Source organism: Bifidobacterium castoris (assembly GCF_003952025.1).
In the GTDB taxonomy this organism is placed as follows: domain Bacteria; phylum Actinomycetota; class Actinomycetes; order Actinomycetales; family Bifidobacteriaceae; genus Bifidobacterium; species Bifidobacterium castoris.
The window spans coordinates 1-2,685 of record NZ_QXGI01000021.1 but is presented as its reverse complement, the minus strand read 5'-3'; the positions used below and the strand labels follow the sequence as shown (position 1 = coordinate 2,685).

Here is a 2,685-nt window from a genome sequence, read left to right as displayed (position 1 = left end):
GATCCTGTGGTGCGCGAAGGTGGGTATTACGCTGGGCAATGCGGATGGCACGTTCGGTTATGGTGACAAGCTGACGCGTTCGGCGATGGCCGCGTTCCTGTACCGCCTCAACAAACTCGTCTGACCCAAGACATCGATTAGTCATTCCTGCTGTTGTTGGCGTAGCCTGCACGGGAGGGACACACGGATGCGGATGGATGGCATAGACCTCCATCCGCATCCGTCGTTGCATAGGCAATAGATGTCAGAGTGCCTAGACTGGCATGGTTCTACCAAGATGAGGCACATGCTGAGGTGACAACGTACGTATCATTGGACACTGTGTTGCAGTTTGTGTGAAGAAAGCCGTATACTGATTAACGTGAATACGTTCTCAAGGAACGTAGGTCGTCTAAGAGCGAACGGCAATACGCCGGGAGATTACTTGGCGTGTATGCGTCAAGCTGATGCCGCCTGCAGACCACACGATGAGGAACACGCCGAGAACGGAGTGGCGATTCGATGAGTCGGTCGTTACAGCGACTTGTCCCTTGCTCGGATATTAGGAGGAACGATGTCGATCTTTGATCGCTTACACGGAATGAGGAAGAAGGTCGCTGCCGGCGCCATCGCCGCGGCGACGCTTTTCGCGGGCGTAGGTTTCGCAGCGCCCGCATACGCGGACGATTTCCGACTCGTCGGCCCGGATACGGTGCCGATCTCGGATAAGTTCCAGATCACGGCGCTTGGCCTGCCGGCCGACGTCGCCACCGATGAAATCACCTGGAAGACCTCGAACTTCATGAACGCGATGGAGTCCCTCTGGCCGGCGGACCAAGGCAACACGTCCACCTGGGACGCGGGTATGTCGGCGGATGGCGACGGTACCGTGACGATCTCCGCCACTTATCAGGGTCAGACCGCAGAGAAGACCGTGACCGTCGAGCAGAAGTCCTACCAGTATCTCGCCGGCTTCGATTTGAGCGCCGACGGTCTTGAGGGATCCGACGACGAGTACACGCTGCACATCCCGTCGGGCGGCACGGTGGACACTTCCGCGACCTTCACGCCGGAGGATGCGACCTATCAGCATCTCGTGTGGCAGTCGATGGATACGAGCATCGTGCGCGCGGGCGCTGACGGCGTCATTCGCGCCGTGAATGACGGTTCAACTGATCTGGTCGCCTACTCGTACGGTCGAGTCCACACGAAGACGATCCACGTGACCGTCGGCGGTTCCGGACCGGTCATCGTCCCGGTCGACTCGGTCGTGATCAACGGCGGCGACGTGACGCTGCAGGAGGGCGGCACGACGACGCTTTCCGCAACCGTTTCGCCTTCGAACGCGACGAACAAGAAGGTCACGTGGAGCTCATCGAACGCCGCGGTCGCGAGCGTGGACAGCGCCGGCAAGGTCACAGCTCGCGCGACCGGTTCCGCGACGATCACGGCGACGGCCGGCGGCAAGTCGGCGTCCATCACCGTGACGGTCGAGGTTGCGCCGCCGACGCCGTATGCGTCGGTCAAGATCGACGGTGGCGATTTCTCCGTCAAGGCCGGCGAGACATATCAGCTGACCGCGCAGCTGCTGGCTGCGGACGGATCCGAAGTCACTTCCGGCGATCCGCTCACGTGGAAGTCCTCCGACGACGGAGTCGCCACCGTTGATGCGAACGGTCTCGTCACCGGCGTCGCCAAGGGCGCCGCCGACATCACCGTGACCGTCGGAACCAAGTCGGACACCGTCACCGCCACCGTCACCGAAGAGGACGTGCCGGTCGGCAATGACACGACCGTCTACTATCCGGCCGACAAGTTCGGCGCCGACTCCACCTACTTCCACTACCGCGTAGGCACCGGAGCATGGACGGACGTCCCTGGCGTCAAGATGACGCAGTCCGCCTGCAACGGCTACGTCTCCTATGTGGTCCCGGACGCCGCCGACTCCACGATCGAGTTCGTTTTCAACAACGGCAACAACACCTGGGACAACAACGGCAACAGGAACTACACCGGCCAAGGCACGGCGATTGTCGTCGAGAACGGCGTTGTGAGCACGAACGCTCCGTGCGTTGTGACCGTTCCGGTCGATGCCGTCGCAATCACCGGCGGTGATTTCTCGCTTCAGGAGGGCGCCTCGAAGAAGCTTACGGCGACCGTCGCTCCGGCCAATGCGACCGACAAGAAGGTCGCGTGGAGCTCCTCGAACACCTCCGTGGCAACTGTCGATGCGAACGGCACCGTGGCCGCCGTCAAGGCCGGTTCGGCGACGATCACGGCGACGGCCGACGGCAAGACCGATGCGGTGACCGTGACCGTGACCCCGGCGACAGTGCCGGTTGAATCGGTCGCCATCACCGGCGACGGTGTTCAGGACGGCAAGCTTAGCGTCGAGAACGGCAAGAGCGTCCAGCTGAATGCCGTCGTCACGCCTTCCACGGCCGTCGCGGGTGCTGCGGCCTGGTCCTCCTCGGATGATTCGGTCGTCACGGTTGATGGCAATGGCAAGGTCACGGCGAAGGCCGAAGGCATGGCCGCGATCACGGTGACCGTGTCCGGCAAGACGGCGTCGCTTATCGTGACGGTGTCGAAGAACGGTTCGTCGTCTGATCGGTTCTCGGATGTGCCGGCTGGTGTGGCGTTCCATGATGAGATCGAGTGGCTGGCGGCTGTGGGTGTCACGAATGGGTATTCGGATGGTCGTTT

1 protein-coding gene is annotated in these 2,685 nt (G+C 61.9%); it reads left to right on the top strand.

Features of this window, described 5'->3' with window-relative positions; genetic code table 11:
• Positions 1-580: 580 nt before the first annotated feature.
• The coding region (locus D2E22_RS10400) for an Ig-like domain-containing protein (protein ID WP_206431437.1) at positions 581-2,685 on the top strand (2,105 nt) is incomplete at its 3' end.